The organism is Desulfovibrio sp. DV (genome assembly GCF_001936595.1).
Taxonomy (GTDB): Bacteria; Desulfobacterota; Desulfovibrionia; order Desulfovibrionales; family Desulfovibrionaceae; genus Solidesulfovibrio.
On the sequence record NZ_MLBG01000028.1, the window covers coordinates 16,482 to 41,455 of the forward strand.

26 protein-coding genes, 1 tRNA gene and 1 pseudogene are annotated in these 24,974 nt (G+C 60.6%); 22 read left to right on the top strand and 6 right to left on the bottom strand.

The genetic code is table 11. The annotated features are described in order from the left end of the window. The 7 genes from DVDV_RS08695 (at nt 1) to DVDV_RS22945 (ending at nt 5,752) form a co-directional block, all read left to right on the top strand. Entirely contained in the window at nt 1-843 is an 843-nt protein-coding gene (locus DVDV_RS08695; protein ID WP_075354290.1) for a protein-glutamate O-methyltransferase CheR, read from the top strand. Beyond that, complete coding sequence (locus DVDV_RS08700; protein WP_075354291.1) at nt 840-1,211, top strand: response regulator; 372 nt, start codon at nt 840-842, stop codon at nt 1,209-1,211. Before DVDV_RS08695 ends, DVDV_RS08700 begins: the two co-directional genes overlap by 4 nt. Continuing rightward, nucleotides 1,208-3,964, top strand: a complete 2,757-nt coding sequence (locus DVDV_RS08705) for a chemotaxis protein CheA (RefSeq protein ID WP_075354292.1) — start codon at nt 1,208-1,210, stop codon at nt 3,962-3,964. The genes DVDV_RS08700 and DVDV_RS08705 overlap by 4 nt, the downstream gene beginning before the upstream one ends. Then, nucleotides 3,961-4,203 (top strand): hypothetical protein, encoded by a 243-nt coding sequence (locus DVDV_RS08710; protein WP_217694125.1) that lies wholly within the window; start codon nt 3,961-3,963, stop codon nt 4,201-4,203. The genes DVDV_RS08705 and DVDV_RS08710 overlap by 4 nt, the downstream gene beginning before the upstream one ends. Before the next feature lie 9 nt (nt 4,204-4,212). Further along, a complete protein-coding gene (locus tag DVDV_RS08715; protein WP_075354294.1) occupies nt 4,213-4,587 on the top strand; it encodes a response regulator in 375 nt (124 codons plus the stop codon). Between the two features lie 7 nt (nt 4,588-4,594). Continuing rightward, on the top strand, nt 4,595-5,359 hold the full coding sequence (locus tag DVDV_RS08720) for a ParA family protein (protein WP_075354295.1): 765 nt from the start codon (nt 4,595-4,597) through the stop codon (nt 5,357-5,359). A gap of 153 nt (nt 5,360-5,512) precedes the next feature. Then, nucleotides 5,513-5,752 (top strand): DNA-binding protein, encoded by a 240-nt coding sequence (locus DVDV_RS22945; protein WP_217694126.1) that lies wholly within the window; start codon nt 5,513-5,515, stop codon nt 5,750-5,752. Nucleotides 5,753-6,238: 486 nt separating this feature from the next. Here DVDV_RS22945 and DVDV_RS08730 read toward each other — a convergent pair whose 3' ends face one another. Together DVDV_RS08730 and DVDV_RS08735 are read right to left on the bottom strand one after the other, a co-directional pair. After that, the gene (locus DVDV_RS08730; RefSeq protein WP_075354297.1) at nt 6,239-7,039 is read right to left on the bottom strand and encodes a L,D-transpeptidase; all 801 of its coding nucleotides are present in this window, start codon (nt 7,037-7,039) and stop codon (nt 6,239-6,241) included. 323 nt (nt 7,040-7,362) lie between these two features. Continuing rightward, nucleotides 7,363-8,343, bottom strand: a complete 981-nt coding sequence (locus tag DVDV_RS08735; protein ID WP_075354298.1) for a LysR family transcriptional regulator — start codon at nt 8,341-8,343, stop codon at nt 7,363-7,365. Between the two features lie 157 nt (nt 8,344-8,500). Here DVDV_RS08735 and DVDV_RS08740 point away from each other — a divergent pair, with 157 nt between their 5' ends. Beyond that, nucleotides 8,501-9,001: a C-GCAxxG-C-C family protein gene (locus DVDV_RS08740; protein ID WP_075354299.1), complete on the top strand. Its 501-nt coding sequence runs from the start codon at nt 8,501-8,503 to the stop codon at nt 8,999-9,001. A gap of 363 nt (nt 9,002-9,364) precedes the next feature. Here DVDV_RS08740 and DVDV_RS08745 read toward each other — a convergent pair whose 3' ends face one another. Both DVDV_RS08745 and DVDV_RS08750 read right to left on the bottom strand, forming a co-directional pair. Continuing rightward, complete coding sequence (locus DVDV_RS08745) at nt 9,365-9,769, bottom strand: hypothetical protein (RefSeq protein WP_075354300.1); 405 nt, start codon at nt 9,767-9,769, stop codon at nt 9,365-9,367. 216 nt (nt 9,770-9,985) lie between these two features. Next, the gene (locus DVDV_RS08750) at nt 9,986-10,477 is read right to left on the bottom strand and encodes a hypothetical protein (RefSeq protein ID WP_075354301.1); all 492 of its coding nucleotides are present in this window, start codon (nt 10,475-10,477) and stop codon (nt 9,986-9,988) included. Nucleotides 10,478-10,948: 471 nt separating this feature from the next. Between DVDV_RS08750 and DVDV_RS08755 the strand changes: the two genes are divergently transcribed. From DVDV_RS08755 to DVDV_RS08785, 7 genes are all read left to right on the top strand, one after another. Next, the gene (locus DVDV_RS08755; protein WP_254845318.1) at nt 10,949-12,925 is read left to right on the top strand and encodes a 7TM diverse intracellular signaling domain-containing protein; all 1,977 of its coding nucleotides are present in this window, start codon (nt 10,949-10,951) and stop codon (nt 12,923-12,925) included. Further along, nucleotides 12,922-13,566: a response regulator transcription factor gene (locus DVDV_RS08760; protein ID WP_075354303.1), complete on the top strand. Its 645-nt coding sequence runs from the start codon at nt 12,922-12,924 to the stop codon at nt 13,564-13,566. The genes DVDV_RS08755 and DVDV_RS08760 overlap by 4 nt, the downstream gene beginning before the upstream one ends. Before the next feature lie 143 nt (nt 13,567-13,709). Then, entirely contained in the window at nt 13,710-14,312 is a 603-nt protein-coding gene (locus tag DVDV_RS08765; RefSeq protein WP_075354304.1) for a hypothetical protein, read from the top strand. Between the two features lie 91 nt (nt 14,313-14,403). Beyond that, entirely contained in the window at nt 14,404-14,781 is a 378-nt protein-coding gene (locus DVDV_RS08770) for a hypothetical protein (protein WP_075354305.1), read from the top strand. 78 nt (nt 14,782-14,859) lie between these two features. After that, nucleotides 14,860-15,327 (top strand): hypothetical protein, encoded by a 468-nt coding sequence (locus tag DVDV_RS08775; protein WP_075354306.1) that lies wholly within the window; start codon nt 14,860-14,862, stop codon nt 15,325-15,327. Nucleotides 15,328-15,406: 79 nt separating this feature from the next. Beyond that, nucleotides 15,407-15,970: a hypothetical protein gene (locus tag DVDV_RS08780; protein WP_075354307.1), complete on the top strand. Its 564-nt coding sequence runs from the start codon at nt 15,407-15,409 to the stop codon at nt 15,968-15,970. Beyond that, nucleotides 15,970-16,413, top strand: a complete 444-nt coding sequence (locus DVDV_RS08785; RefSeq protein WP_075354308.1) for a hypothetical protein — start codon at nt 15,970-15,972, stop codon at nt 16,411-16,413. The genes DVDV_RS08780 and DVDV_RS08785 overlap by 1 nt, the downstream gene beginning before the upstream one ends. 144 nt (nt 16,414-16,557) lie before the next feature. On the opposite strand, the gene DVDV_RS08790 is transcribed toward DVDV_RS08785, so the two are convergent. Then, nucleotides 16,558-16,634: transfer RNA gene (locus tag DVDV_RS08790), tRNA-Met, on the bottom strand. A gap of 455 nt (nt 16,635-17,089) precedes the next feature. Here DVDV_RS08790 and rpmH point away from each other — a divergent pair. From rpmH to DVDV_RS08820, 6 genes and pseudogenes are all read left to right on the top strand, one after another. After that, nucleotides 17,090-17,227: a 50S ribosomal protein L34 gene (rpmH, locus tag DVDV_RS08795; protein WP_043633468.1), complete on the top strand. Its 138-nt coding sequence runs from the start codon at nt 17,090-17,092 to the stop codon at nt 17,225-17,227. Nucleotides 17,228-17,241: 14 nt separating this feature from the next. Continuing rightward, nucleotides 17,242-17,634: pseudogene (gene rnpA / locus DVDV_RS22730) on the top strand (ribonuclease P protein component); the annotation flags it as partial. Beyond that, nucleotides 17,607-17,891 (top strand): membrane protein insertion efficiency factor YidD, encoded by a 285-nt coding sequence (gene yidD / locus DVDV_RS08805; RefSeq protein WP_075354309.1) that lies wholly within the window; start codon nt 17,607-17,609, stop codon nt 17,889-17,891. The pseudogene rnpA and the gene yidD, both read left to right, overlap by 28 nt. Before the next feature lie 6 nt (nt 17,892-17,897). After that, nucleotides 17,898-19,490 (top strand): membrane protein insertase YidC, encoded by a 1,593-nt coding sequence (gene yidC, locus DVDV_RS08810; protein ID WP_075354310.1) that lies wholly within the window; start codon nt 17,898-17,900, stop codon nt 19,488-19,490. A gap of 63 nt (nt 19,491-19,553) precedes the next feature. Then, on the top strand, nt 19,554-20,699 hold the full coding sequence (jag, locus tag DVDV_RS08815) for an RNA-binding cell elongation regulator Jag/EloR (RefSeq protein WP_075354311.1): 1,146 nt from the start codon (nt 19,554-19,556) through the stop codon (nt 20,697-20,699). 436 nt (nt 20,700-21,135) lie between these two features. Next, nucleotides 21,136-22,038, top strand: coding sequence for a DMT family transporter (locus DVDV_RS08820; protein ID WP_075354312.1), 903 nt, complete (start codon nt 21,136-21,138; stop codon nt 22,036-22,038). 85 nt (nt 22,039-22,123) lie between these two features. Here DVDV_RS08820 and DVDV_RS08825 read toward each other — a convergent pair whose 3' ends face one another. Continuing rightward, entirely contained in the window at nt 22,124-23,521 is a 1,398-nt protein-coding gene (locus DVDV_RS08825; protein ID WP_075354313.1) for a LysM peptidoglycan-binding domain-containing protein, read from the bottom strand. Nucleotides 23,522-23,751: 230 nt separating this feature from the next. Between DVDV_RS08825 and DVDV_RS08830 the strand changes: the two genes are divergently transcribed. Then, on the top strand, nt 23,752-24,861 hold the full coding sequence (locus DVDV_RS08830) for a glycosyltransferase family 2 protein (RefSeq protein ID WP_075354314.1): 1,110 nt from the start codon (nt 23,752-23,754) through the stop codon (nt 24,859-24,861). The last annotated feature ends 113 nt before the right edge of the window (nt 24,862-24,974 follow it).

Sequence of the window (24,974 nt, forward strand, 5' to 3'; positions counted from 1 at the left end):
ATGACAGAACCCACGATCAAGGCGGAAGAATTTCAAAAGTTCCGGGAGTTTTTCTATCGCAAGACCGGTATCCGTTACGAGACGTCCAATCGCTATTTTGTGGACAAGCGCATTCTGGAACGCATCGTGGCCACCAAGAGCGGTGACTTTCGAAGTTATTTTACCCTGCTTCGTTTTCAAGCTTCAGGCGAGGAACTCCAGCAACTCACCAATCGGATGACGGTGAACGAAACATATTTCTTGCGTGAAGAATTCCAATTTCAGTGCCTTGTCAATTCCTTGCTTCCGGAAATAATCATACGTAAAACAGACAATACACCTATCAGAATATGGAGTATTCCATCGTCTTCAGGCGAAGAACCGTATTCCATCGCCATGTATTTGCTCGAACGATGGCCAGGGATTAACGACTGGGACGTGGAAATTATCTCATCCGACATCGACACCGGTATTTTGCGCAAGGCCCGTATCGGGCGCTATTCGAGCCGGGCCGTGCAGTATGTCCCAGCCTTGTGGATGAGGAAGTACTTCAAACCCGTAGAAGACGAATACCAGATTTGCGACGACTTGCGGGAGGCTGTGGAATTTACCCAGGTGAATCTGGCGGCAACAGCCGACACGCGGTCCTACCGGGATTTCGATGTTATTTTTTGCCGCAACCTGCTGATATATTTCGATGATTTGTCGAGAAAAGCGGCCGCGGAAACATTTTACGACGCCTTGAAGCCAGGCGGTTATATCTGCCTTGGTCATTCAGAGTCTATGAGTCGCATATCATCACTGTATCAGGTGCGTAACTTCGTTGAGGCCATCTTGTATCAAAAACCCCTGGAGGCCAGGTGAAACGCATTCTGATTGTCGATGATGCTGCCACTGTGCGTCTATATCACCGAAACATCCTCGAATCTGCGGGATATACAGTGGAAGAGGCCATTAATGGAATTGAGGCACTTGAGAAGTCGCTTCTTAAGCCTTTCGATTTGTATCTCGTGGACGTGAACATGCCCAAACTCGATGGCTATGCCTTTCTCCAAAGGCTGCGCGGCAAGGACATGTCGCAGGCACCGGCCATCATGGTGTCCACCGAAGCAGCGCCCCATGACCAGACGGCTGCCTACCGGGCCGGGGCAAATTGTTATCTCGTCAAACCCGTCAGACCGGAGCAACTCCTCGTGCATGTCCAGATTCTTCTTGGGGAGATCTGTTCATGAATCCCTTGCTCGAACAATTCCTATCCGAATCGCGGGAGAGTCTGCAAAGTATTGGCGAAAAGCTCATGCAATTGGAGCAAGGGGCCTGCGATTCCGGCCTGATAAACGAAGTATTCCGCTTGGTGCATACATTAAAGGGCAATAGCGGTCTGTTTGAATTTCCTGAAATGACCCGCGCTCTTCATGCCGGTGAAGATGTGATGGACGCCGTGAGAAACGGCACTATCCCATACTCGAGGGCCTTGGCGGACAACCTCCTGGAAGTCGCGGATTTCGTCGGTTTTCTGTGTGACGAGATAGAGTCCAAGGGAAGCATAGCTGCCTCGCACTCTGCAGATTCAGCCCGTCTAGCCGCAGCCTTGCGGGGACTCCTGCAAAGCCATGCCGACGCGGAAGTTGTTTGCACCGCCATGGACCATCGCCCGGCTGATAATGCTGCATCCTCCGAATCAGCGGCAACGCCGGGAGACGCGCCCGCGACACTGGGCAATGTGCCGGAAGTCATCCGCATGGACGCGTACAGACGCGCCAAAGGCGGCGAGTCCTTGGCCTGGATCACATTCAGCCCACAGGAGGAATGCTTTTTCCAGGGCGACGACCCCTTCTTTACGGTCCGACAGTCGCCCGAGCCGCTCTGGGGCCGGATTGGCCATCGCGAGCCCTGGCCGCCTCTGGCCGAACTCAATGCCTACCGCTGCATCCTGGATTTTGAGCTCCTCACCGTAGCCCAACCCGAGGAACTGGCCGAACACTTCCGCTACGTGCCGGATCAGGTGACCATCGTTGCGGTTGATCCCCTCTGGCTTGTTCTTCCCCAGGGCGACCCCAACGGCGGGCCGGTGTATGAAGATTTCGTGGCTGATGCCCTGGGGTTTCTGGAGGCGGGCGACCCCACCGCCTTGCGTCAGGCCGCCCAAACCATGCTGGAACTCAGCAATCCGGTGTTGTGGCTGTCCTCAGCCTTGCGCTGGCTGCTGCTCCTCATGGAAAGCGAGCCGGGCAATCGGGCGGTCTTGCGGCGGCTGATCGAGTCACTGCGGCAGTTGACGCCCCCTGATTGGACCTCGTTGGAGGCGCCCGAGGAAACGCTATCGGCTGCCGGCGAATTGTCTGAAAAGGGCCTGCAGCAACCGGGGGACACCCCCACGCGGCACCGCGAACTCTCGCAGCAAGAAGCTGCGACACTGGCAGCCCTCTTTGAGGCCCAATGGGAAATCCTCAGCCTTGACGATGAGCCCTCCTGGCAGGCTGGACGGCTCAAGGCGGTGGCGGGAGTCCTGGTTCAGTGTTGCAACATCGACGGCGATTGGCCTGCACGGGGAGCAATCGAGACGGCCCTTGCCCAGGCCCTGTCCGCCGGGGAGGCCTTGCCGTTGCTGTCGTGGCTTGAGGCCAGACAGTCGCGGCAACTGATCAACACCATTGCGCGGCAAATTCCCGCTCAGGCCAATGCGACCGCAGCTGTTTTGAGCGAAAGCAAATCCGCACAGCCTGAACAACCAGGGGTATCGGCGTCACCCAATGGCTCCGGGCCCATCAATGGATTATCCGGATTTGGCCGCCGGGCCGAGGACTCCAGTACAGGCCCCATCAAGGTCGATCAGGTGAAGATCGACCGCTTGATGAACTTGATCGGTGAAATGGTTGTTTCCAAAAATGCCCTGCCTTACCTGGCCCAGCGCGCGGAAAACCAATTTGGCGTGCGTGAATTGGCTCGTGAGATCAAGGCGCAATACACCGTCATCAACCGAATCGTAGAGGAGATGCAGGACGCCATCATGCAGGTGCGCATGCGACCTGTGTCCTTTGTTTTCCAGCGTTTTCCGCGCCTGGTGCGCGATATTTCGCACAAGCTTGGCAAAGATGTACAGTTGGCTCTTGAAGGGGAAGACACGGAAGCCGACAAGAACATCATCGAATGCTTGGCCGACCCGCTCATCCATATTGTTCGCAACAGTCTTGACCACGGCCTGGAAACTCCGGACGAACGACGAGCTTGCGGCAAGGCTGCCACAGGAACGCTCACCATCCGAGCCACCCAGGAAGCCGACCAAGTCCTGATTGACATCATCGACGACGGCAAGGGCATCGACCCGGCAATCATCAAGCGAAAAGCCTACGAAAAAGGCGTCATCGACGAGACCACACTGGAACGCATCACGGACCGGGAGGCGATAAACCTCGTCTTTGCCGCCGGCTTTTCCACCGCTGAAGCGGTGTCCGACCTTTCAGGCCGAGGGGTGGGGATGGATGTGGTGCGCGCTGCCGTCGAAAAGGTCAACGGGACCATCCTGCTGGAAAGCCAGGTGGGCAAAGGCACGCACATTCGCATCGCCTTGCCGCTTTCCATGGCTGTGGCCAAGGTCATGATTGTGGAATCCGACCGGCAGGTATTCGGCGTGCCCATGGAGTACGTCGTTGAAACCGTGCGTGTTCCACGTGACGCCATCCGTGCCATCAAGCAGAACCAAGCTGTTGTGCTGCGGGGCCAAATCGTGCCGCTTAAGGCATTGAACACACTGCTTGAACTCCCTGCCGAGCCGCAGGCCAATGCCGACGATGAGTTGGCGGTACTCGTTGCCCGGGTAGGCAGCGAGGTTGTGGGGCTGGTGGTGGACAACTTCCACGAGACCGTTGACGTCATACAAAAACCCCTGGGCGGCGTCCTTTCCGGCCTAAACGCCTATTCGGGGTCTGCCCTCATGGGTGACGGTTCGGTGCTCATGGTGCTCAACTTAAAGGAAATCCTGTGATGCCTATCCACTTCGATAAAACGCAGGCAATTTTTCAGGATGTCGCGGGAGTAGAGGAAGCTGAAGGCCTGCTTGACTGGCTGCAGAACAATCCGAAAGCGACGATTGATCTTGCGGCCTGCACCCACCTGCACGCTGCCAATTTGCAAGTGCTTATGGCGCACAAAACACCTGTGGCAGCCTGGCCGAATGATTCTGATCTTCGGGCATGGCTCGAATCAACATTAACAACAGCCTAGAGGCTCTTCATGTCCAAAACAATTTTTATCGTTGATGACTCGGCTACCATGCTCATGAGCGTCAAGTTGTCCCTTGTATCGGCAAACTTCACGGTTGAGACGGCCAGCGATGGCGTGCAAGCCCTTTCCAGGCTCAAAAGTGGTCTCAAACCTGACCTCATCATAACGGACATCAATATGCCCCACATGGGCGGGATGGAGCTCATCAAGAATCTGCGAGCCATGCCGAGCTTTCGGTTCACGCCGATCCTCACCCTCACAACAGAAAGTCTCCCCGAAAAACGCAACGAGGCCAAGAAACTCGGCGCTACCGGTTGGATCGTCAAACCCGTCACCGGTGCAGACCTGGTCAAAGTGATCAAGCAACTTCTGCCGGGGGCGTGAGGGATAAATGCCAACAACGCTCGTCGTCTCCAACCGTAAAGGTGGTGCCGGCAAAACCACCGTATCGGTGAACCTCGCTGCTGCGTTGGCCGCATTAGGGCGGCGTGTTTTGCTTGTGGACCTCGATTCGCAAAGCCATTGCGCCATGGGGGTGGGAATAAAGGTCGGTAAAACGACCCCCACCTCCCATGATCTCTTTCGCAGCCAGGAAGCACGGCTGGCAGCCGCCATACTGCCGACGGCATTCCCCAACCTTGCCCTGGTCCCGGCTGACCCCTTGTTTGAACACGGCAGCGGCCGGCGTGACGAGGGCTTGTTGGCCCAGGCCCTTGCCGAAGAGGAAATTACGACAGCTTTCGATGTGGTGATCCTGGACACGCCGCCTTCACTGGATATTTTGCTGCTCAATGCGCTCATGGCTGCCGACTGGGTGCTGGTTCCGTATGTGCCGCATCCGCTTTCCTTTGAAGGGGTACGGCAACTGACACGGGTACTGTTCAAGATTATTTCCGGCCCCAACCAAGGACTGAAGCTCGCAGGATTCTTGCCCATGATGGCCGCCGAGCACATCCGCCAGCACCGTGCGGTCAACAGTGATGTGGCGCGGCAATTTGGCGATCTGCGTATACTGCCCGGAATACGCAATGACATCCGATTGGCAGAGTCGTTCGGAGCGGGAAAACCTATCCATTACTATGCCCCACAAAGCCGGGCAGCAGAGGATTTTGCGATTCTTGCCGCAGTCATTACTGAAAAGGTATGGAACAGTTAAAACCAGGGGGCTCCCCTCAGGGTAGATATCGCGTCTACTTCGGCCAGGATGGCGACCGCGTGATTTTGCTGCTTTGCGGTGGTGACAAATTTGGCCAGACTCAAGACATTGAAGAGGTCCGCACGCTGTGGGCCGAATACGGGTGGAGGCGTCATGACGATACTTCGCGATTACCAGCATGATTTGATTGAGGACCTCCGCGACCCGCGAGAAGCGGCAGAATATCTCAATGCCGCTTTGGAAGATGGCGACTGCGCCGTGGTGACCACTGCTTTGCGCAATGTCATTGAGGCGTTGGCCCTGCCCGCCCATGGCGAGGAAGCAGAAACCCTGTGCCGGCTCAAGGACTACCTTGGCACTGCCGGTCTTCGCCTGACCATCAGCCCACGATAGGGCTTTATCTTTATGGCGGATCCTCTCATCCAGGCGCGCGGCATGCTTTCTCTTGGGGGTTCCGGCTTCGCATCCTCTTCAGTGATGGCGCGGTCCGTGACGTGGACCTTGAAAATGAACTTTTGGGTCCGGTGTTCGAGCCCTTGAAGGAGCCCGCCTTTTTCGCCCAAGCCTACTCCCAAAGTCGTACTGGCTACTCGCATCCTTTGGTATCATTTGGTATTTTATGTAGTCGGATAAGCCCGGCCGGACAAAATCGATTCTTCCTGGGCCAATCCCGATTCTCCAGCGGTTATCCAAAATGCCCGTTTTCGAGGCGCGAGAGCCCCATTTTAGCGTTATCTGGTAGGGATTGTCGGGTGCCTGAGGGCAGCCAAGGGACACATGGGACACATTTTGCGCGTCCGCTACCGAAACACGCGGGGTGAAAAACCGACAGGAGCGTCTCTGGGACACCTATGACGGTTTTTCGCGTCCTTTTCGATGTCAATTGGCTGCAAGTTCAGGGGCACCCCAGACAGGAGCCAGTCGGATCAATTCTTCGCGCGGCAATTGCACCAACACCGGTCTTTTCGTGGCGTCGAGCCAGCCCAAAATGACGCGCAGGCTTGGTTCGGCCATGGCCGTGCATCCCGCCGTGGGCGAACCGGGACCCCGCCACAAGTGCATGAAAATGCACGAACCGGCCCCTGGCTGGGCGGTCGGGGCATTGTGATCCACAAACAGTCCGAAACGGTACAGGCCGTCCGGCCGCAACATCCGCTCCTCACTGTCCCAGTCCTTGGTGACCGTGTTTTCCTCGAACATTTGATTATAATATTGGGATGCGACGGTATCCACGCACACGGTTTGCGTGGTGACCTGGTACGCGGGGAACTTGGCCGACGACCGGAAGGACTCGGACGGGCCGATAAAGGCGCGCGGCAAGCCGAAAACGCCGGCGGGTGCCCGGCCGTCCCCTTCCGCCTTGACTGGAGCCGCCGAGAGCCGTTCGCCATGCAGGCCCCTGCCCCAGGCCAAGCCGTTTCGCCCCAGGCTCACGGGCACGTCGTCGCCAACAGGATGCCAAGTCCCGTTGGGGCGGGAACGCTCGAAGCGACGCAGCTGGGCATGGTTCGCGTTCCAGTTTTCGGCCACCACCAGCACAAGCTGGCTGGACCCTGCCAGAGGCGAAGTCTGCTCCAGGGCTGGATCGGTGTGCGCTTTCGAAATTTTGGCGGCCTGGCACCCCAGTCCCAGGCCCATGACAAGGACGATCAGGAGCGACAATGCCGTATAGTGTTTCATGCCTTGTGCTCTCCCCGGCATCATGTTGCGTTATCCAACGACCGCCCGGATAGAGCCTGATATTGTCAAACCGGGAAGGGCATTTTTTACTATTCGCCCGGGATTGTTAAGAAATGATCCAGTCGGGAGACCCCGGGCGGGCAGAAGTCCGCTGAGCCCAGCCGGACAAATCGTTCCTCTCTGGGCCATTCCCGGTTCTCCTGGGGTATCCAATGCCCCGACTTTCCTGCGTGGGAGTGCCGCATTTCGGTGTTGTTCAATCGGAATTCGTCGCCCAGAGGAGGAAGACAAGGGACGCGTTTGTTCGACCTCTGCAAAGTTCATTATCTCTGGCTGCAACACACCTGGTTATTGCTCAAAATATCTTTTTGAGAGAGCTTGTTTCCCAGGTTTATTGCCAATAATTGCGAAGAATCAATCATAAGCTCTGCACGCATCAAGGACATGAATGATGCAAGAGGTGGAGAAATCCATTTGCTCTTGTGATGCAGCATCAAAACGGCCACTTCCAATGCGCTGTTTTCCCAGGGGAGAAGCGCCAAGTTGCCTGCGGCAATGTCTTCACGGACCGCCGATGTTGGCAAGATGCTCACTCCTAGTCCGTTGCGTAGACACCCCCGGAGCGACGCTGCGCTGGAGAACTCCAGATAGGCTGCCGTGTGTACTCCGGCTTCGGCCAGCATGTTTTCAAATACCTTGCGATAGGCACAATCCGCCGTGCAAAGCAGCAATGTCTCGCCGGCCAAGGCTTCCAGCCCGAAGGGCGTCCCGTTTCGTGCCAGTCGATGCATCGGCGCGGCCACCAAAATCAGCTCCTCCATGCCGAGCGCTTCCACAATGAGGTCGCCGGCCCGGACGCTGTCCGCCATGAGAAAAGCGAGATCGGTGATGCCCTGGCGCAAATCGTTTTCCAACCCCTCGACGGTGCAAGAGATAAAGCGCAGTTGCAAATGGGGATACGCCTCACGAAACTGTCGGATCACCCGTCCCATCCGCCAGGCGCAAAGGGACTCGGGCACACGAATGGTGAGCACTCCTCGCGCTTCAGAAGCTCCGGCCACCCAGGCCCTGGCTTCGTCTTCCAGGTCCAAGAGCTTTGCGGCCATTTGCTGCAGGCGTTTTCCGGCTTCGGTGAGGGCCACGCTCCGACCGAGGCGTTCGAAGAGGCGGACCTGCAATTCGTCCTCCAAGGAAGCGATTCGCGCTGAAACCGTGGATTGGGCTGCGTGCACATCCCTCGCAGCACGATGAAAACTGAGATGGCGCGCCACAACCACAAACGTTCGGACATCACGCAGTTCCACAAGCGTCTCCTGTGCCGGGTTTGTTCGGAATTTCCGATCGACCCCTTCGGATATATTCGCTGGATTCGATCGAAGGGTATTATTAAGCAGAAATCAAGATCGAAGCAATCGTCGCGCCGACCTTGTTGCGGCACGACGCAACCGGAGGGAGAAAGCCATGGAAACGCAAGAAGTGGAACAACGGGCGCAAGAGTTGTTCGAAAGCGGCTTGAACTGTGCGGAAGCGGTGTTGACGGCTGTCCTTGCCGGCCAGGGAGTCGAGGAATGCGAACAGGCCGCGCGGCTGGGGACGGCTTTTGGGGCCGGGGTTGGCCGCAGCAAGGAGGAAATGTGCGGGGCGCTTTCGGGCGGGCTCATTGCCCTGGGCTATCTCCAGGGGCGAAGCGGCGGAGACGAAGGGTGGGACGGCTTGGCGGCCCTTGCGGCCGGTGTGCGAAATCGTTTCAAGGCAGCCCACGGCTGCACCTCCTGCGCCTCCTTGTTGGCCCGGTTCGGACCACAGGAAAGCATGGACAAGTGTATCCGGCTGTCAGCCCGGACAGCGGGACTTTTCCACGATGCTCTTCGGAACCCTGAAACCGTCGAAACCGCTGCCGCGGCTTGCGGCTGCGCGACGCGACAGGCTGGGCAGACCGCAACCGGGCGTTGTTGCGGATAAATTTGTTGGCATCGTGTGAGCCCGGGGCAGGCATCCGGGGTGCCAAATAAGACAAAGGGGATAGGCCATAATTGGCCTATCCCCGTGAAATATGATCGGGGCGAGGTGATTTGAACACCCGGCATCCTGCTCCCAAAGGAGCAAAGACGAGACATATCTATTGAAATGATTTGATATTTTTGAATGGTGGATAACATTTTCCGGCTAAAACGACCCAGGCCCGGCCCCTGGCGGTTCTCCAGAGGTTAGCCGCCTGGGAGGTTATCCAGGGGCGGTTCTCCTGTCTTTTCAGGTTCGTGGGATATATGGGACGCACTTAGCGCCTCGTATGGGGAAAATGAGCGGGCCGCAAGTGGAGCCTGTCTATTTCGTCTTGCGATAACTGCCGCCGAAATAGCCAGACATGCCGCATTCGCCGCCCTTGGATTCCATGTCCACGACAGCGGTGTCGCCTTTAAAGTTAATAGTGAACTTGATGCCGTCATCCTCGGTGCCGCCCTTGGCCGGCAGGTCGTCGTTCACGCGGCCGCCGCCCTGGTCCATGGGCGTCTCGTAGGTTTCGAAGTCACACATCTGGCCGTTGCTCTTGCTCTTGGTCTTGAACTTGAAAACAAAACCCGGCCCCATCTGCGAGATGGTCATGGTTCCTTCGTAGCCCGGTTCGACGTAGGTGTAACGCCCTGTCACGCCCTTGGCCTCACATGCGCCGGACAGCGTCAGACTGATCGCGACCGCAGCCAGACCGGCCGCAAGATACCCTTTGCCCATACGTGTACTCCTTTGCGTTTGTTTGCGCGCGTCCCAACCCGGGCCGCGTTGCCGCTCCCGGATAAAAACGCGCGTGTTGTAAAATGCTTGTCGCGCGCCGCATTCCCACCGCTCCCGAGTGTTAAGCCCCCGAAAAGAGCAGAGCGCGTTACGCTGTCAATACTCAAAAATGATTCATTTTTTTAAATATCAGCGTATTTTATTAGGGACGCGACGCTAGCGGGTTTGGCGGTCGATGCTCATGCGGTAGACGGAATCTTCCCCGGCCTTTTGCACCTCTGTTAACTGAAAGCGAAAGCCGGCATGGGTCCAAACCTTGCCGCCCTTGCTTCGGACACCTTTGCCCGCCTCGGCGGTCAGCCAGACGACAAGTTGCGTTGCCACGGGATTTTGTTCCTTGAGCATGGCGTCAAGGATCGCGCCTGTGAACCGGCCCTTTGCGTCAAAATCGAAGGCCAGACTCACCGGCCCCTGGCCCGGTGCGGCAATGACGTCATACTGGATGCGCTCCGGCGACAGCACCGACGGCTCTTCCTGGGGCAAAGCCCTGGCTAGGGCCGCCGCGATGTCGCTCCGTCGCGAATCCCGGTCCAGGGTCAGGTTCTGGCCGCCGACCGACAAGGGAAAGCCGGACGCGCCGGCAACCGCTGTTGTTGTGATGGCCAAAAGGAGCAGAAACACTCCGGGAAACCTGATGCGCCTACGCATGTATCCGTCCCTCGCTGGCTGTACGTTTCGCCCCGAGCGGAGCACAGCAAACACGTGCCCGGCAAAGAACACGCCTGGATGCGAAACCGTCCGGAGTGCCCCTAAGGCCCGACCGGAGGCCGTCGACATCGCGTTGTGGATAGATACGGCCTGGGCCGCCCCGCGTCTGTAAGGGTATTCCCGGACAGGCCGTGGGAGGCGCGATCTCGGCCGGGCTGGTCAATCCGCCCGGTAAACCAGCAGAAAAGCCAGCCCATACCATACCGACACGGCCGTTATCGCCAAGATAACGATTGCTTTGGCCCCTGCGTGAAGGTAATTTTTAACAGGATGTTTCACGTTTTTTTCTTTTTCCAGTGCGGTGCTGCGGTGTTCCGGCGCGGCCGTGCGTTCCCCTGTGCCCGGCCCTGCCGCACCCGGACATTTGGCTGGGCCAAGCCTGTCGCCGGGGCCAATCGACCTTGCCTGCCAATGGCGAGCCTGCTGCTGGCGCTCGCCCTGTTGCTCTCCTGGTGTGGCCCGGCCCAGGCCGAAACGCCGCCGCCCATGCCCCTGGCCAAAAAGGGGATCCTCAACCTTGCCGGCTGGGACATGGCGGCCAACGGCCCATTGCGTCTGGACGGCGAATGGGAATACTACCCCGGCCAACTGCTCAGCCCGAAAGACTTTCAAGCCAGCGTCCCCCGCACGGGAGGCGCCCTCTACGTCGTGCCCAACCCCTGGAACCGCGCCCGGACCGACCAAGAGGCCATGGGGGCCGACACCGGGTTCGCCACGTTGCGTCTGCGCCTGGAACCGGCCCTGGGCGCTGGCCAGCCGGCCCTGGCTCTGTTGAGCCTCAATGCCGCCTATCGCCTGTGGATTGACGGCGCGCCGGCGGCCGGCAGCGGCGTCGTCGGGACGGACGCCGCAACGGAAACCCCCGCGCCGGCCAAACAGATTGTTTCCTTCGCCAATACCGGCCGTCCCGTGGACGTCGTTTTACAGCTTTCCAACCATCACGCCCGCGACGGCGGTCTCCTCGCCCCGGTCTGGCTCGGCTCCCAAGCGACGTTGGCGGCATGGCGAGACAGGGACAACGCCACGGCCATGTTCTTTATCGGCGCGTTTTGCATCATGGGCCTGTATCATGTCGCCTTGTACTGGGTTCGCCCGACCACTATCGCCCCCTTGTATTTCTCCCTGTACTGCTTTGGCTGGATGGGAAATTACGCCGCCTCGGACAGCAGCGGCTGGGCTATCCGCCTCTTTTTCCCGGACCTTACCGCACGATTTCTGGACCCGCTGGCCTTGTCCTGCTTTTTTGCGACGATTCCGGTCGGCTACGCCTTTTTCAGGTCCCTGTACCCTGTGGAATTTTCAAAACATCTGCAATGGTTTTGCAACATGTTGTGCGTCGTGTTCGTCCTCGTGGCCCTTTTCGCCTCCGGCCGGACGCTCAACACCGTTCTCCCCTGGCACTATCTCGCCTCCAGCCTGCTTATCGCCTCTTGTTTATACTGTCTGTACCAGGCATGGCGTCGGAAACGGGACGAAGCGGGCCTGCTCCTGGCCGGATTTTGCGTGCTGGGCCTTATTGGGCTCAACGACATGCTGGTCGACATGCACTGCCTGCCGTCCATTCCGTTGCTGCCGGTGGGCATGCTGGCCTTCAGCCTGAGCCAGGCCTTTGCCCTGGCGCACCGTTTCTCCCAGGCCTTTACCTCGGAAAAACGTCTGGCCGGTGCCCTCGTAGACAAAAACCTGCGCCTGGAAACAGAGATGGCCGAACGCAATCGCCTTGAGCAACAGATCGTGACCATCAGCGAAGAGGAACGCCGGCGCATCAGCCTGGAGCTCCATGACGGCCTGTGCCAGGGCCTGACCGCCGCCCGGTTGCGCTGTGACGCCCTGTCGCCGGGGGGCGGCAAAAAAGGGGCGGAAAGCGAGGCCCTGGTCCGTCTGTCCAGCCTGCTCGATACCCTGGTCGGCCAGGCGTATGACCTGTCCCGAGGGCTGTGGCCTCTGGAACACGACGGCGTCGGACCGTCCTTTCGGGAAATGCTGCGCCGACAGGCCGAATCGAGTGACGTCCCCATCGTGTTTCATCGGGACATGCCTTGCCAGGCCTGCCCCCGATCGCATCTGGCCCAGCTGTACCGCATCGCCCAGGAAGCCGTGGCCAATGCCCTCAAACACGCCAGGCCCGGACAAATCAGCGTGTCCCTGGCCTGTCCGGCTGGCCAAGGCACGGTCTTGGCCGTGCGCGACGACGGCTGCGGCCGCAGCCGGGACAATGCCTCGGCCGGCGGCCTTGGCCTTGGCATCATGGCCCACCGGGCCCGCCTGATTGGCGGGGAATTGCGCATTCTGGATGCCCCGGGCGGCGGCACGGAAGTGGTCTGTACGGCCCCCTGTCCTGGCACTGCCGACGGCGCGGTCGCTGCCGATTCCCAGAGGCCGGCATGACGACGCATCCGGAAAAGGGCGGGCGCATCTTCCTGGCCGACGACCATCCGGCCGTGCGCGAGGGGCTTACCCTGCGCCTGCTCCAGGAAGGGTTCGTGGTTTGCGGCGAGGCGGAAAACCGGGCTTCGCTGCTGGCCGCTATCGACCCCAGCCGGGCCGATATCGCGCTGGTGGACCTGACCCTGTGCGAGGAAAACGGCCTGGACCTCATCGCCGACCTGCGCGCCCGGGACATCCCCGTGCTCGTCTATTCCATGCACGAAGACGCCGACACCGTGCGCCTGGCCCTGGACAGAGGGGCTTGCGGCTATGTCGCCAAGCGCGAGACCTCGGCCGTGCTGGTGGAGGGCGTGCGCGACGTGCTGGCCGGGCAGCGCTATCTGAGCCCCCGCGTCGTTGCCGCCTTGGAAGCGTCCCCGCCTCAGGCGACGCCCATCGGCCAAACCGGAGCGCTCAGTGAACGCGAGGGCCAGATCCTCAAACGGCTCTCCCTGGGCGAAGGCAACATCGAGATCGCCTCGGCCCTTGGCGTCAGCGTGCGCACCGTGGAAAGCTACTACGCGAGAATCCTGGTCAAATTGCACCTTGACGGCATGAAGGCCCTTCGCAAGTACGCTATCCGCCAATTCAAGCCAGACTGATCCCGCCTGCGGCCGCGTGTCTGTCCGGGAAATCCCGGACAGACAAAACAGCCGACGCTTCGTACATGGCCCGTCGTTGTCGGCCCGTGCCGACGTTTCTGCCGCAGCGCATGGGTCTGGGGCGAATGACGGAGGATGTTGCCATGAAACGACTGTTTGCTGTGCTGTTGTTGTGCGCCACGCTGCTCCCGGGCCAGGCCCTGTCCCAGGCAGGCAGCCCGATAGCGCCGGAAACCCGCAAGGAACTGAGCGACTTTTTCAGCCCTTTTGCCGCCGCGAACATGCAGGGCTTTGATCAAAAGACCCTTACCGACAAGGATCTGCTGCATTTCGCCCTATGGCATTGCATCATGCGCGCCGACCCCTCGCTCAAACGGATCAACGGCGGCAATGACATCGTCATCCCTTCCGCCGTCATCGACACCATCACCCAGACCGTTTTCGGTCGCACCATCCAAAAACACCGCAAAGCCCAATACGTCGAATCCCTGGCCAGCGGCGAGGCCTTCGTGTTCGCCCAGGTGGACAGCCTGCGACCGGGCGAGGGTGACACGTTTCTCGCCGCCGGGACCATTTATTACACGGGTGCCGGGGAGACCATCGATCCCCACGCCACCCGGGCCCAGTGGAAACGTGCAGGTGCCGATGTCCATGTCTGGGGTACCTTCTCCGGCGTCCTCAGGCGAACGCAGGCTCCCCAGGCCCATTGGACTGTGCTCCAATACGCCGTCAAGGAAGCCTCTTAGCCCGCCCATCGGCCTTGTCGACGCCCGGGGCGCACGAGCCGCCCGCGTCGTTGCAATGACCCTCTATAATCGTACTGCAAAGGAGAGCCTCATGATGTTTCGATCGTTCGTTGCCGCCGTCCTCCTGCTTGTCGCCAGCGCAACCACCTGCTTTGCCTATTCCGATGAAATCGAATGGCTTCGCAATAAAAGTTTCAAGGCCTGCCCGAATTATTACGTCTGGAGACTGATCGACAACTATTTCCCCGACGCCCGGTGGGATTCCGGCTGGTCCGACGAAGGCGACTACATTGTCAATGTTCGTGGCAAGATGTCTTTCAAGGGACAGGACGTCAAAGCCCTGTTGCAGTTTACCATCGACCCGAAGCGGGGAAAATTCGACATGAACGCCCTGGAGTTCAACGGCCATCCCCAGTCCAAGGAGATGCGCGTGGAACTGATCAAGGCCATGTGCGAGGACGTGCAGTAGCCTTGTGCAGGGACATAACCCGAGCGCTTTTCAAGCCTGGACGGCCAGGCGGCAGGAAACACAACGAAGGAGAGGAAAATGACGAACCCAAGCATACAGATGGGCCAGGGGCCACTCTCGGGGGCGCGCTGGCTGCACTGTCTGGTTTTGGGCCTGCTGCTGGCGGCCGGCCTGATGGCCGTGCCCACGGACGGCCAGGCCAAAGAGGACTATTCCTTTGTTGGCATCAAGGACGCCTCCCAGGTGCCGAAGTTCGTCGCCAGCCTGCAAAAGGCGTTGGCGGCCGATGACAAAAACGCCGTGGCCGGAATGGTCTCCTATCCCCTCATGGTCTCGATCGGCGGCGAGGATCTGGAAATCGCGGACAAGGCCGCCTTCGTGAGCCAGTATGACCGGATCCTCACGAAGGAGATCAAACAGAACATCCTGGCCCAGCCCCTAAACGATATTTTTGTCAACAAGCAGGGGGTGATGGTCGGTTCCGACGGCAAGGTCTGGGCCCTGCCCGACGGCAAAGCCCTGCGCATTGCCGTCATCCGGGATTAGCCGCCCGACCTTGGAATTGTGCGCAGCCGCCACGAGGCCGAAAAATGGGGCGGCTGCCCCCAACCGCCTCGGAGGAGCTATGAAAACTGTTCTTCTGGTGTGTTCCTGCCTGGCCCTGGCCTTGGTTATGCCGGGAGCCGCGGCGGCTAGGCAGGGCGACGTCTTCGAGCCGATTCCCCGGGCCGAGTGCCAGCACCTTCAGGGACTCGCCGAGAAGGCTCTCAAGACCCGATTCTCCCTCACTCCCAACGCGCCCTTTCTCTACATGACGGGAGACGCCGAAAACGAGAGGGGCGAAGCCGGGCGGGGATGCATCCTGATCGCAAAGGGTACTGGGCGCGATTTCCCCGAAGGCCCTGCCGCGTTGGATCTCAAGCTGCGCCAGGCCTTTCAGGGGTGGACGGTGACTGACAGTGGCTTCTATGGCAATTATGAAACCTCGGGAGGACGTTCCGCCTTGACCCAGGGAGACCGATTGCTCGTGATCGAAGCAGGTTGGGAACCGACCATCGAGGCGGAAGCCCTTGCCCAGAAGAAATGTCCACAAAGTCCTATCGATGCCTGTGTCGAATACTTCAAGCCGGCGCAACTGCTTTACACGGTCAAGGTTCATGTCGCCCGTAGAATGGAGGCCCATCGATAGTGATCAAGGACGTGGCCGAAACGGCCATGGGGGCCGAGATGGCCGGCTTCCTCGGCTACGACCGCTATCAAACACCCGCCAGCGATGCCGGCAATCGCCGCAACGGCTACAGCCAGAAAGGAGCATGCCCGACCGTGGCCTGGGTCCAGAGCTTTGCCGACGAACGCTGCGGCGGGCTGGGGGTGGTCTACCAGGCGAGCAATTTCCAGTTTTGCGGCAGCCACCTGACCACCTTCTGGCACCTGGACGACGACTGGTATCACGTCTTGATGCTGACAGCGCATCGCAAGCAAGGCGGCCGCGCCCAGTTCCTCCGGGAGAACCTCCACCGGGCCACCTGGCACCAGTTCCGGCAGTTCCGCTACGTGCTGTTCTTAAAGCAGCCCTGGCGCAAACGCCTACGTCTGCCGATCCAACCCTACCCCAAACGCGAGGCCGCATGACCAAGTGCCAACGGCAGCGCAAATCAGTGCCAAATCGTGCGCCGCCTTACACGATTCTTACTGATTTCGATCTTATCTGTGGGGGATAGTGTGGGGGAAAGAAAAAGGGCTTACGAAGTTTCCTTCGTAAGCCCTTGAATTGTCTGGTTGCGGGGGTGGGATTTGAACCCACGATCTTCGGGTTATGAGCCCGATGAGCTACCGGTCTGCTCCACCCCGCGTCCGTGTCGGCGAGAAGAGAAAATAGGCAGATTGGGCCTTTCCGTCAAGCGGAATTTTCAAAAATATTGAGTCATTGCAAATATTTTGAGAAAAATGTTTTATATCAGTATGTTGCGTTGATGATTTTGGTGTTTGCCCCTGCCTCTGCCAGGGGGGCGCTTCTCAGGACTTCCCTGTTTGTCGAAAAACGGGCAAGGTATTCGCCTTGGCCGGGACTGCTGTGTTGGTCCCGGTGGCTGTCGCCGAAGTCGATCCCGTTCTCGGTCTCGGTATCCTCGCCTGGGCGTCGCCCGGTTCGCCCGATGCAGGTCGGTGACCCCGCCTGCCTGTCCCCTTGCTCCGGGGACTGCGCCGGGGACTTGCGCGGCAGCGGAACAGACCCGCAAACTTCCTTGACGAGCGGGGGGAAGACGGCTATTGAAAAACGTTCACCACAATTCTTTGGAGATTATGCATGAGCAAGAAGACATACCAGCCGAGCAAGATTCGCAGAAACCGCAGCCACGGATTCCTGGTTCGCTCCAGGACCAAAAACGGACAGGCCGCCATTCGTCGGCGTCGGGCCAAGGGCCGCAAGCGCCTGGCCGTCTAGGCTTTCCTCCGGCGCACAGGCTCCGGACGCGAGGGGAGTTCGCGGCCTGCTTCGAAGCAGGCCGCCGCTATCATGGCAAGGCTTTCCTGATCTTCGTCCGGCCGCGAGCGGAGGTGTTCGCACCCTGGCGGCTCGGCATGGCCATCAGCAAAAAAGTCGGCAATGCTGTTGCTCGAAATCGCGTCAAGCGGGTCTTGCGCGAGTGCTTTCGGCTGTGCGCGCCCCAGGCCGTCTCCGGCCTGGACATCGTTGTCGTGGCCAAAAAGTGCCTCGACCCGAGTCGTCTGACCCTGCTCCTGGCCTGCCGCGACCTGTGTCCAATCCTGGAACGGATGGCCAAGGACCTCGACCGCCCGGCCCTGCCGGGAAGCGTGACCCCATGCGACGCGCCGTCATCTGGGCTCTGAAATTTTACCAGCTGGCCATTTCGCCGCTGAAACCGCCGTGTTGCCGCTTTATGCCAACCTGTTCCGAGTATGCCGTTGAAGCAGTCGGACGTTTTGGTGTGCTGCGGGGCGGCCTTTTGGCGTTGTGGCGGCTTTTGCGCTGCCATCCTCTGGCCCGAGGCGGCTATGATCCTGTGCCCCATGCAGTTGCGCCCACCCTGCGGGCGTCTCGCCCTGCGTCGCCATGCCGACCACCCACTCCTATCGACGGGATATGAAGGACAATGGAAAACAAACGCGTAATTTTGGCCGTGGCTCTCTCCCTTGCCGTTCTGGTTGGCTGGAACTTCCTGTTTCCTCCCGCAAAGCAAGCCCCTCAAACCGACACCGCGATCCAGCAGCAGACCACTTCGCCCGCTGCCCCTGCAGCCGCTGCAATAGCTGAAACCCTGCCCGCCTTTGCCCCCACTCCGGGCAAGAAGATCACCGTGGACACCCCGCTGTACACGGCCGTCTTCAACACCACCGGCGGCGTGCTCGAACAGTTTGCCCTCAAAAACTATCGCGAGACCATCAAGCCCGATTCCCCTCTGGTCGATCTCATAAACGACAAGGCCCGGGTCAAGGCCCCCCTGGGTATCATCTTAAACGGCTCGCCCACCTGGCAAAACGTTGAATGGGCCGTCGAGGGCGGCGACCTCAGGCTCGATGCCGGCGCTTCCGGCTCCTTCACCCTGGCCGGCCGTCTTGGCGACACCGTCATCAAGCGGGTCATGACCTTCTCCGGGGATTCCTATCTGATTGATGAGAAGTTTTCCCTGTCCAACAACAGCGCCACACCGCTGCGAAATCGCCTTTCCATGACCGTGGCCGTCGGCCGCCTTTCGGCCGAGGGCGATTCCTACAACCCCACCCAGTCCGCCTTTTACGGCGCTTCGGGCCTGAGCCTGGAAAGCGGCGACAAAAAGCTCGCCGAGGGCATCGCCCTGGAAAAGCCCGTCGAGTGGGGCGCGGTCATGAGCAACTATTTTCTGGTCAGCGTCATCCCGGACACCACCGAGTTGCACGGCAAGGCCAAGATCGAGGACGGCGTGTTCCGGGTCGCCCTGGACAAGGACGGCATCGAAATCCCGGCCAATGGCCGCACCGATCTGTCCATTTCCTATTTTCTCGGCCCCAAGGTCCCCAAGTACCTGGACATGGCCCCGCACAAGCTGATCGCCTCCATCGACTATGGCTGGTTCGACTTCGTGGCCAAGCCGCTGATCAAACTCCTGCACTTTTTCTATGACTATGTCGGCAACTACGGCACTGCCATCATCCTGCTGACCGTTCTCATCAAGCTCATTTTCTGGCCCCTGTCCCAGAAGTCCTACAAGTCCATGGACCAGATGAAGAAGCTGCAGCCGCTGTTGACCCAGCTGCGCGAGAAGTACAAAGACGATCGCACGAAGATGAACGAAGAGATGATGCAGCTCTACAAGACCTACAAGGTCAACCCGGCCGGGGGCTGTCTGCCCATGGTCGTGCAGATCCCGGTCTTTTTCGGACTGTACCAGGCTTTGCTCCACTCCATCGAACTGCGGCACGCCGCCTTTATCACGCACCTGCCGTTTACCAATATGATCTGGCTGGCGGATCTTTCAGCCAAGGACCCGTACTACATCACCCCGCTGATCATGGGCGCCACCATGTTCCTGCAGCAAAAGATGACGCCGGCCCCCGGGGACCCCACCCAGGCCAAGGTCATGCTGTTTATGCCCGTGATCTTCACCTTCATGTTTCTCAACTTTCCCTCCGGACTGGTCGTTTACTGGCTGGTCAACAACGTGATTTCCATTGCCCAGCAGTGGTGGATGCTCAACAAGAAGTCCTGACGCCCTCGTCAACGAGCATCACAGCTGTCCGAGTGCAGCGGAAGTGCAACTCAAGGAGCAACTATGAGCGAATGGAAGACCTTTAGCGGCAAAACCGTCGACGAGGCCATGGAAGAAGCCTGCCGCAACCTCGACGTCCCCCGCGATAAGCTGGAAGTCGAGATACTTTCCGGCGGTTCCTCCGGAATCTTCGGTCTGGTCGGCAAGAAAAAGGCTCAGGTGCGGGCCAGGCTGCGCGAGGAGATCAACCTCCTCGGCGATATGCCCGGTGGCAAGGACAGACGGGAGAACTCCCGCCGCGCCCCGCGCCAGCCCGAACCGCAGCGCACTGAACCGGCCACCAGGCCGGCCGCCCAGGCCCAGCCCAAGGCTGAGTCGGGCCGGCAGAAACCGCCGCCGAGCCAGCCCGAAACGCCGGCCGCCCCTGTCGACGAACCGGCCCCGGCCATGGCCGAGGCCCCGACGCCGCCCCCGGCCGCCGCCAAGCCCGCAGCCCCGCGTCAGCCCGCACCGCCACGCCAGCCGGCCCAACCGCGCCAACCGCGCCAGCCGGCCCAGCCGCGTCAGCCGGCCCGGGTCCAGCCCGAAATGGACAGCCTGGCCGATGACGAACCGTTTGAAGACGACTTCGATGACGCCCTGGAAAACGAAAACGGCCGCGCTTCCCGCGACAATCGTCGGGCTGCGCCCCAGGCCGAGCCCCAGCCGCTGACCCCGGAACTGACCGCCATCGTGCGCGAGGTTATGGAGCAGATGCTCGACGGCATCCTCGGCCAGACCCCCGAGTTCGAGATCACCGGCCACAGTGAGCGCGTCTCGGTGCTCATCCTTGACGAGGAGAATTCCGGCCTGCTCATCGGCCGTGAAGGCCAGACCCTGGCCGCCATCCAGTACATCGTCAACCGCATCGTCATCCGCCGCCACGGCAATCCGCTTAAGGTCCAGATCAACACCGGCGAATACCGTGAGCGCCAGGACGACAACCTGCGCAAGATGGCCATTTTCCTGGCCGACAAGGCCAAGACCCTGGGCCGGCCCCAGTCCACTAAGCCGCTGTCCTCCTACCATCGCCGGGTCGTGCATCTGGCCTTGCAGGAAGACGAGGGCATCTCCACCCGCTCCAAGGGCGAGGGGCCGCTCAAGCGCGTGCTCATCATGCCCCGGGGCGCACGCGGCGAGTCCCCGTCCGGACCGCGCGCCCAGAATTAGCCGCCCGTAAGGGCCGCATCCCTTCGAGTCCGCACGCGGCAAGGCCTAGCCTTGCCGCGTTTTTTTATTGCTCCTGGGGGGCCGAAAGCGCGGTGGGGTGGTCAGGCATTTCCCCAGGGGCGTTTGACTCCCCCGTCAGGCAGCGGGCACGGCCATGTGCTGCCGCAACAGCCGTGGCAGTGCACCCGGTTTCGCTACCGAAAAGACCCCTTGCCTGTTCTTTCCCGTCCGCAGCAGCCCCGGGCGAAGACTCGACCTCGCCTGTTTTTTCCTTTACAAGCCCATGCTTCGCGAACATTTCGCAGCGCTGTCTGGCCGAATGGACTGTTCCTCTGTCTGTTTGGCGACGCGTCGCGTGTGGAATTCATGCCAACGGCCACCAGTGGCAGGAACCTGCCTCCGGCTTTTCGCTGCCGGCCGGCCAAAGGAGTCGATCATGCGGACCGCTTCCCTGCGGGCGGACATCCTGTGTCTCATAACCGCGCTCATCTGGGGCTTTGCCTTCGTGGCCCAGCGCCTGGGCATGGAGCACATCGGCCCCATGGCCTTTAACGGCATCCGCTTTGCCCTGGGGGCTATTGCCCTGGCGCCGCTGGCCGTCCGCTCCATGCGCTATCCGCCGCCGGCCCCGTTTCTGGCCGGCAGCAAGGACGGCTTTCCCTGGCTCGGCGGAGCCATTGCCGGGGCCATCCTTTTTACCGGCGCGTCATTGCAGCAGGTGGGGCTCAAATACACCACCGCCGGCAAGGCCGGGTTTATCACCGGCCTGTACGTGGTCCTGGTGCCGCTGCTTGGGCTTTTTCTCGGCCAACGGGCGGCCCGGGGCGATGTGATCGGAGCTGTGGCCTCGGCGGTCGGTCTGTATTTTCTGTCCGTCACCGAGGACTTCACCCTGGCTCCGGGCGATGGCCTGGAGCTGATCGGGGCGGTTTTTTGGGCTGCCCATGTCCTGGTGATCGGCTGGCTCTCGCCGCGCACCCGGGCTTTGCCTCTGGCTCTGGCCCAGTATGCCGTCTGCTCGGCCCTGAGCCTCGTGTGCGCTTTCGTATTCGAGGAAATCACCTGGGAAGGCATCCGGGGCGCAGCCTGGCCGATTCTGTACGGCGGTCTGCTGTCGGTGGGGCTGGCCTACACCCTGCAAGTGGTGGCCCAGCGCGATGCCAACCCCACCCACGCCGCCATTTTGCTGAGTTTTGAGACCGTGTTTGCAGCGGTTGGCGGAGCCATGTTTTTAAATGAAAGCCTTGGCAGCCGGGGGCTCTTTGGTTGCTGCCTGATGTTTGCCGGCATGATGGCCGCCCAGCTTTGGCCCAAAGCGCCTGTCCGGCCAAGCGCCTAAGCGGCAAGGACCGTCGGTGCCCGGCACCGGCCTATAAAAAAAGCCCGGCCAAAGCCAGGGCTTTTTACGAGGCGCGCGAGCCGCCTTACTGGCAGAGCTTTTCTTTCTTGACGCTTTCCAGCAACTCGCAATCGCCCAGGGTGCAGGCCTTCTGATAGTCCTGGCACATGGGGCCGTACTGTTTGAGGCGCAGGTAGGTAAAGCCCCGGCCCTTGTAGTAATCGGCTTCCGTGGGACCAAGGGTGATGGCCTTGTTGAAGTCCTCGATGGCCTGGGGATAGTGGTCGGAACGGGCGCGGCTCAGGCCGCGCATGGAATAGGCCAGGGCGAAATTGGGATTTTTCTCGATGGCCTTGGTGTAATCGTCGATGGCCTTGTTGTACTGGGCCAGATAGTAGTGGGCATGGCCGCGGCTGGCGAAAAAGTCCGCCCGGTTCGGGGCGAGCTTGATGGCCTTGTCAAAGAACTCGACGGCCTTTTGGAACTTGTTTTGCTTGCCGAATTCGATACCCTTTTCAAAGGCGGCTTCGGCTTCGGCCGAATCGCGGCTGTCAGGCAGGCTCGGGGTGGGATCGGCCGGTTCGGGGGTGCGCGGGGCCTTGGCCGTCGGACGCACGGGCGCGGCTTCGGGTTCGGCGTCGGGAGCTCCCAGCGCGGGCAGTTCCGCCTCGGCCGCCTTGACCGCACCGGCGGCCGGGACCACAAGCTTCTGTCCGGTATGGAGCTTTTTCCCCATGTCGGGATTGAGTCGGGCCAATTCCGTGACGCTTATCCGAAAGTGCTTGGCCACGGAATGGGGGGTCTCGCCCTTGCGGACCGTGTGGGAGAGGGTGGGGAGCTGCTGCGGTTCGGCAGCCTTCTCCTTCTGGGCCTTGGCCGAAGGCTTCTCTGCCGGTTCGGCCTTGGCCGGGGCGCCGCCGGGCAGGGCGATCTCCTGGCCGACCTGCAACTTGCCGGCACTCAACCCTTTGTTGGCTTTTAAAATTTCATCGACGCGGACATTGTGCTTGGAAGCGATCGAGCCCAGGGTGTCGCCCTTTTTGACGGTATAGGAGCCGGCTGCGGCATGGGTGGCCGCAGGTGCCGGGGCGGACGGGGCTTTGCGCTCCCTTTCCCGATCCCGGGCCTCGGCGGCGCGTTCCTTGGCCGACAGGGGTTCGGATTTGGCCGGCGCCTTATCCTTGCGGGCGTCGTGGGCAGGCTCTTTCTCAGGCTGTTTTTTGTCCGCTTTCCCGGCCTTCTCCGGCGTGGCCGGCTTGGCCGGCGTCCCCCCGGGGATGACCAGCGTGTCGCCGATGAGCATTTTGCTTGGCTTGAGATTCTTGTTGGCCTTGAGCAACTCGTCTACGGAGATGTTATGCTTCTTGGCGATCGATTGCGGGGTATCGCCAGCTTGGACAGAGTAGGCGTACAGGAGCGACGGGGAGCTAACGGCCAGGCCAAGGCAGAGAAAAGCGGAAGCGAAGACAGAAAATCGAGGCATAGCACCACCTTGTACTGTCAGGTTCGTATCGGAACTGTTCGGTGTGAACAAATTTGAAGCTTTCTGTTTAGACTACCTCGCGCCAAGGGGCAATGTTTTTCCAAGTACGAAAGATTACAGCAAAATTAACATTTTGTTCATGTTCCATAACCAGTAGCCACACCCTGGCCGGCCTGGCGGACGCGGCAATCCTTTCACTGGCCGGCTGGTGGGCGGCATTCGCAATACACATGAAAAACACACAGTTGGCTCTGTCCGTCATCACCTATACCTACGACGACCATACCCTGGCCGCCGGCCTGCTCGCCTCCATGGCTGCGTGGGACGTCCTCCCGCGTGAAACCATTGTCATCGACGACGGCTCCAAGACGCCCTTTGCCCTGCCGGCCGATGGGCCAAGGCCCCGGCTCATCCGGCTTGAACCCAACCAGGGGCCGGCCCGGGCCAAGGCCGCCGGTCTGGATGCAGCCCAAAACCGTTTCCTCCTTTCCCTGGACGCCGATATCCGCCTGCCGCCCGACTGGATCAGCCGCTGCCTGCGCGAGGCAGCCAAGCCGGACGTCGGCATTGTGGCCACACCCATCGTCACCGATGCCGGCCCGGGACTGCTGGCCGACTACCAACAGTTGCGCTACGGCCTCATGGTCAATTTCTCCGGCAACGCCGACGTTGCCCCGGCCGGGCTTTGGCTCCTTCGCCGGGATGTCTGGCAACGCTATGGCTTTCATGATTACCCCCATCGCCTGCATGAAGACGTCCATTTCAGCCAGACCCTGCGCCGGGCCGGGCTGGCTCTTCGCATCCTGCCCGAACCGGCCGCCCGGCAGATCCGGCGTCTGTCGCGCCAGACCATGGTCAGACGCGGCTGGGTCTGGCAGGGCCGGCAGTATCTGGCCGCGGCCCGCCACAACCCCATCGACCCGGTCAACGCCTTCCTTCTGGCCATGCGAAATCGTGTGGCCAGCCACCAGGCCGCCAACCCCGCCTTCCTGTATTATGACCTGCTCTACCTCGCCTTTGCCCTGACCAGCCTGCTGCGCGAAGCCGGCTACCAGGTCGACGCCGCCAGCCTGCCGGCGGTCCTGGCCGATGCTCTGCCGCACCCGCAAGCCGCTGCGCTGCTGCGCGCCGATCTGGCCGGGCTTGGCCTATCATCCGGGGCCGGGGGGCAAGCCTCTCCGCTCGTTGCAGCGGTCCGAAACGGGGTGCGGTCCCTGTTGCCGGACAACGCCGACCGCGCCCTGGAACAGGCCATGCCGCATTTGCTGCAAGAAGATGCCAGAGAGGACTGGGATATTTCGTTTTATGACACCGAGGCAGGGGACGCCGCCGGAAGGTGATGGTGTTGATGCTGGTGATGGCGATGGTGATGGTGAGGGTGAGGGCGATGGGAGGCAGGGAGCAGGGGGAGGAAGGCAGAAGATCAGGGCTTCGCCCCGAACCCCACCGGGGG

Bases quoted from the DNA above. Each gene is read 5' to 3' on its own strand.
- DVDV_RS08745 (WP_075354300.1), bottom strand. From the start codon at position 9,769: ATGGGCAAAGGGTATCTTGCGGCCGGTCTGGCTGCGGTCGCGATCAGT.
- DVDV_RS08770 (WP_075354305.1), top strand. From the start codon at position 14,404: ATGATGTTTCGATCGTTCGTTGCCGCCGTCCTCCTGCTTGTCGCCAGC.
- DVDV_RS22945 (WP_217694126.1), top strand. From the start codon at position 5,513: ATGACGATACTTCGCGATTACCAGCATGATTTGATTGAGGACCTCCGC.
- DVDV_RS08720 (WP_075354295.1), top strand. From the start codon at position 4,595: ATGCCAACAACGCTCGTCGTCTCCAACCGTAAAGGTGGTGCCGGCAAA.
- DVDV_RS08755 (WP_254845318.1), top strand. From the start codon at position 10,949: ATGGCGAGCCTGCTGCTGGCGCTCGCCCTGTTGCTCTCCTGGTGTGGC.
- DVDV_RS08765 (WP_075354304.1), top strand. From the start codon at position 13,710: ATGAAACGACTGTTTGCTGTGCTGTTGTTGTGCGCCACGCTGCTCCCG.
- DVDV_RS08820 (WP_075354312.1), top strand. From the start codon at position 21,136: ATGCGGACCGCTTCCCTGCGGGCGGACATCCTGTGTCTCATAACCGCG.
- DVDV_RS08730 (WP_075354297.1), bottom strand. From the start codon at position 7,039: ATGAAACACTATACGGCATTGTCGCTCCTGATCGTCCTTGTCATGGGC.
- DVDV_RS08825 (WP_075354313.1), bottom strand. From the start codon at position 23,521: ATGCCTCGATTTTCTGTCTTCGCTTCCGCTTTTCTCTGCCTTGGCCTG.
- DVDV_RS08695 (WP_075354290.1), top strand. From the start codon at position 1: ATGACAGAACCCACGATCAAGGCGGAAGAATTTCAAAAGTTCCGGGAG.
- DVDV_RS08830 (WP_075354314.1), top strand. From the start codon at position 23,752: ATGAAAAACACACAGTTGGCTCTGTCCGTCATCACCTATACCTACGAC.
- yidC (WP_075354310.1), top strand. From the start codon at position 17,898: ATGGAAAACAAACGCGTAATTTTGGCCGTGGCTCTCTCCCTTGCCGTT.
- jag (WP_075354311.1), top strand. From the start codon at position 19,554: ATGAGCGAATGGAAGACCTTTAGCGGCAAAACCGTCGACGAGGCCATG.
- DVDV_RS08775 (WP_075354306.1), top strand. From the start codon at position 14,860: ATGACGAACCCAAGCATACAGATGGGCCAGGGGCCACTCTCGGGGGCG.
- DVDV_RS08740 (WP_075354299.1), top strand. From the start codon at position 8,501: ATGGAAACGCAAGAAGTGGAACAACGGGCGCAAGAGTTGTTCGAAAGC.
- DVDV_RS08750 (WP_075354301.1), bottom strand. From the start codon at position 10,477: ATGCGTAGGCGCATCAGGTTTCCCGGAGTGTTTCTGCTCCTTTTGGCC.
- rpmH (WP_043633468.1), top strand. From the start codon at position 17,090: ATGAGCAAGAAGACATACCAGCCGAGCAAGATTCGCAGAAACCGCAGC.
- DVDV_RS08715 (WP_075354294.1), top strand. From the start codon at position 4,213: ATGTCCAAAACAATTTTTATCGTTGATGACTCGGCTACCATGCTCATG.
- yidD (WP_075354309.1), top strand. From the start codon at position 17,607: ATGCGACGCGCCGTCATCTGGGCTCTGAAATTTTACCAGCTGGCCATT.
- DVDV_RS08780 (WP_075354307.1), top strand. From the start codon at position 15,407: ATGAAAACTGTTCTTCTGGTGTGTTCCTGCCTGGCCCTGGCCTTGGTT.
- DVDV_RS08705 (WP_075354292.1), top strand. From the start codon at position 1,208: ATGAATCCCTTGCTCGAACAATTCCTATCCGAATCGCGGGAGAGTCTG.
- DVDV_RS08760 (WP_075354303.1), top strand. From the start codon at position 12,922: ATGACGACGCATCCGGAAAAGGGCGGGCGCATCTTCCTGGCCGACGAC.